Genomic DNA, 4,154 nt, shown 5'->3' with positions numbered 1-4,154 from the left:
GAAAACAGGCGTTCGGGGGCATATGGTAACGCCACACTCCACCATGTGATCTTCCCGGAAATGCGAAGCGATGCATCACAAGCAGCCGGCTTCAAGACATTATACAAATAAAGGGTTTTCGGTACTGTTCTCTGATTAAAGAGGTGAAACCCCATTCGAATTGAACTTGGAGGGATCAGGCGTATTTTTTCAGGACTTTCTCCTGGACCATTTCAGTCATATTTCGCCACGAGGAATTTCACGGCCTTTTCCGGCTCCACTTCATTTAGGGAGTGTTCTATGAGTTCCCGTACCAGGGAATCGATGGTTTCTTCGCTGCAACCCAGTTTTACACCCAGGGATTTACAGAGGAATAATTCCTTTTCATCGATCCTGCCATCCACCATCATAACGGTAATCAGGTGATAGAGGTGCTCCATACGCTCTTCTGAAGTTTTTGGGGTAATCAGGGGGACAGCATCCGGGTTACGGATGATATTGGTGACTTCATGCGTGGACATATGGAACTTTTCGGCCAACCCGATCACCAGGTCCATTTCGGTCCGGTCTACATCCCCATCCGCCCGGGCCACGGAGAAAAGGTTTTTAAAATGGCTTCTGCGCTTCTTTTTGTCGTAGCTGCTGAACAGATCTGATAATCCCATCTGAGTTTTTTTTGAGCGGTTAAGAATTGTGTAACCCCAAAGGTTTATTCCACCGTCCGGCAGCAGGCGAAATCTGAGGGATCCTTTTGGGAATTAAATATAGGGAATTCTGTAATCTTGTATTCTTCCCGCTTGTTCGAAATACTAGCATTCCGTTTCTTCAGTCGGCAGTTCGCAGTTGCAGTATGCAGTATGCGCTAAATCTAACTCGGATTAGCCGGTGCGATTTTAAAGCGAAACCAAAATGGAATCACCTATTGCCCAAAATAGTAATCGAAAATTGCAACAAGGTCCTCACTTTGGGAGATCGAAAGTTTGTTGGTTTTTATATAACTTTTTATCCTCCCTGCGTCATTTTCGAAGAATTCCCTGAATCCTTTTGAATTACCGGGTAAGGGTACTACAGACCCTGAAGTCTTCCGTTTGTCCATGATGTAAAATTGGTCCTGAGTCTTTTTAAAAACAGCAGGTTCGGCCGCGGCATATCCCTGAGCCTTAACTTCCTTGAAGTACTTCTTATTTTCACGAACAAAAAGGGTGTAGTTTTCAGAACGATGTACTACGCGCAAAAATGTTGAGACTTTATCTCCTTTCGGATTGATATATTCATGTGTTTCATAGACCTGATCGTTTCCATTGAGGAGCGTAATGGTATACGGAATGGAGTTGTCCAGTACAATTACCCGATCCTGAGCCATCTGAATTTCTACAACTCCTTCCACCGCATCAAATCTGACAAAATGAGTTTCATCCCGATCGTTAATTCTCGCTGCGGTAAACACTTCATTTAAATATGGCGACCCTTCGGGCGCCTTGTATTTGGTTTTGTAAAAATTCGGCTCATAATAGACAGTGCCAAACTCTTCATTTCGCAATTGCTGAGCGCACATATCTCCATAGCAAAACACAGCGAAAAAACAACCAAGCGAGGCTTGGAGAATCCTTGGTTTGGAATTAAAAACATTCATCACCTGTGGCATGTCCCTAAAGATACTTCTTAAAGGGCAGAGAGTCAATTGACTTGTTCCCCAGTCCTTACTCCGCAGTCTGCAGTAACTTCATGTGAACCTTGAACCCTTTCTGCCCACTGCCACTGCCCATTGAAGACTCCCCTTTTGAACCTTGAACCCTTTTCCAAGTCCGCAGTTCACAGTTGCAGTATGCAGAACTTAGATGATTAAAGTCGTAAAGTCGTATTCTTTTCTGCCAACTGCCCCTGCCCACTGAAGACTTTTTTTGAACCTTGAACCCTTTCTGCCCACTGCCACTGCCTACTGAAGACTCTTTTTGAACCCTTCAGCAACTCTTAGTTAAAGTGAAACCCGACTCCAAGGAAAACACGAAGATTGTTCGTTCCATTGACCCATGAAAGATCAAAATTAACCGGGCCGAGGATTGAATTGTAAGAGAGGGTGCTGCCTGCAGACATTATAAAACTGGTTTCAGTGGCACTTTCCCAATCCCCGGTTGGGTTAAAAAAGTCATCTGTATAGTCGTCAAAAGACCCAAACCCAACAGATGCCATATTTACATGTGGGGTAAGGAACACTTTGCGGAAAAGGTTGAGTTGTGTCCCGAGGGAAATGCCCACATATTGATTTACGATGAGCTCCTTTTGGTTTAAACCCGGGAAGTGATGGGAGTCTAATCTGGGGTTCTCGATATTGCCGCCGAATATGTACTGCGCGCCCAGGCCAAAGTCAAGAAGGGATACATCACTGTCCTGCAGGTTATCCTGGAATAAGAAATGGGAAGCCGCACCAATAATTACAGAGGACTTCGGGCTTACCGGAAGTCGAACCTCATAGTCCAGCCCCAATTTTGAAAATCCATTGGTCTTTCCCACTACGGGTTCGGCGGCATCCAAAGAGTATTTCAGGTCCACATGGCTGTAAAGGGATCTTCCGATATAGCCCCTGAGCAAAGTCCCCCGGGTGGCAAAAAAGACCTTGTCCATGGAATTGTGCTGGTACTGACCGTATATTTCCAGGTTGTTGAAACGGTAGCGGTCTAATTGGAAGAAATTGTCGTTTACATCGGGGTCTATGGTTGGCCTCAGCGTGGTATGCTCGTATTTTACACCGAAGCCTATATAGTTGACTAAGGAATTCAGGTTCAGATTTATTTGATTGTCGAAAATCCCGTACTGATATTTGAGGTCATCTACATATTCCCCCAAAACAAAGACCTTTTCTTCCTGTTGCTGTCCCATCATTTCTGCACGCCACCACCACACTTTTTGAGGGCCAAAGGAAGCCTGGTGTTGTAACCGAAATTTTGGCCGTTCAGCAACATCGAGGGTAACCAGCGTCCTGGAGGAAGTACCCAGTACATTTAGGCCCGTGTAGTTCACAATCACACCCACCCCGTTATCTGTGTCAAAATGCAATGAGCCTTTGAACTGATGCGTGGGGTACTCTAACCCGGATATCTCGAATGCCAGGGAATCATCGGTATTCTGAAGCAGATAATTTACTTGTGAAAAACGCCCTGTACCCATGGCGCGGTCTATTCCCGACTTAACATCCCGAAGTGTATACGCCGTATCCGGTTTTAAATTCGTGCGTTCCCGGACCAGGGTCCTGTTTCCCTTACTGATTCCTTTATAGACAATGGTGTCAAAGGTTACTTTCTCTTCATATTCCGGAATTTCGTGTGGTCTTTGTTCGAAGTTATTAAGTCCTTCAGCAAGGGCAGCCAAAGCATCACTGTTTTTCGATACCCCGATCTTACCTTCCTGTATCATGGTTTCGGATTTCACAAAATCTGAAGTAGAATAGGTCAAATTCGGGACATGGTCGACGAGGATATCACAAAGCGCCCGACTCTTCGGATTTTTCAGGTAACTGTTCAGCATTCCGGCCTGGAACATAATCGAACTCAGGTTTTCCAGTTTCTCTTTGGGCAATATATTCCCCCCTACGTCACTCCCAATAATAATGTCGGCCCCCATGGCTTTGGCAACATCTACCGGGAAATTGTTCAGGACACCCCCATCCACAAGGAGGGTCTCATTATAGGGCACAGCGGTGAAAATTCCGGGGATGGAGATACTTGCACGCATGGCAAAAGCCAGTGTTCCGGATTCCAGGATGACCTCTTTCCCATTAACGATGTCTGTTGACATGGCGCGGAAGGGGATAGGCAGGTCGTCAAAGTCATTGACCTTATGGACCGGGAAGGTCAGGGAGGAAATAAAGGTCCGCAGGTTCTGATCATTTATAAGGGAATTTCCGAGTCGGATCTTTCCATTTTCGAGACCCAGGGTAATCATATAGCGATTGAATTCACTTTTCTCCTCTGCCGTTACATCGTTCAAAGCGATTCCACCACCCATTATATTGTCCCAGTCTGCTGACCTGGCAATCTGCGCGATGCTATCCCCGGAATACCCCATGGCGTACAATCCCCCAACCATGGTGCCCATACTATTCCCCACAACCAGGTCGGGCACAATCCCAAGCGAATCCAGGGCTTGCAACAAAGGAATGTGTGCCAGGCCTTTGGCCC

The 4,154-nt window shown here is 46.1% G+C and carries 3 protein-coding genes; all 3 read right to left on the bottom strand.

What is annotated here, in order from left to right; genetic code table 11:
• Positions 1-212: 212 nt before the first annotated feature.
• The gene (locus WBV75_RS04515; RefSeq protein WP_424119460.1) at positions 213-644 is read right to left on the bottom strand and encodes a hypothetical protein; all 432 of its coding nucleotides are present in this window, start codon (positions 642-644) and stop codon (positions 213-215) included.
• Positions 645-898: 254 nt separating this feature from the next.
• Positions 899-1,534, bottom strand: a complete 636-nt coding sequence (locus WBV75_RS04510) for a hypothetical protein (protein ID WP_424119459.1) — start codon at positions 1,532-1,534, stop codon at positions 899-901.
• Positions 1,535-1,950: 416 nt separating this feature from the next.
• Positions 1,951-4,154 (bottom strand): patatin-like phospholipase family protein (locus WBV75_RS04505; RefSeq protein ID WP_424119458.1); only part of this gene is annotated, 2,204 nt, incomplete at its 5' end.

Source organism: Robiginitalea sp. (assembly GCF_049588695.1).
Classification (GTDB): Bacteria; Bacteroidota; Bacteroidia; order Flavobacteriales; family Flavobacteriaceae; genus Robiginitalea.
Note: the sequence above shows the minus strand (reverse complement) of the source record. Positions and strands in the feature narration are given on the sequence as shown.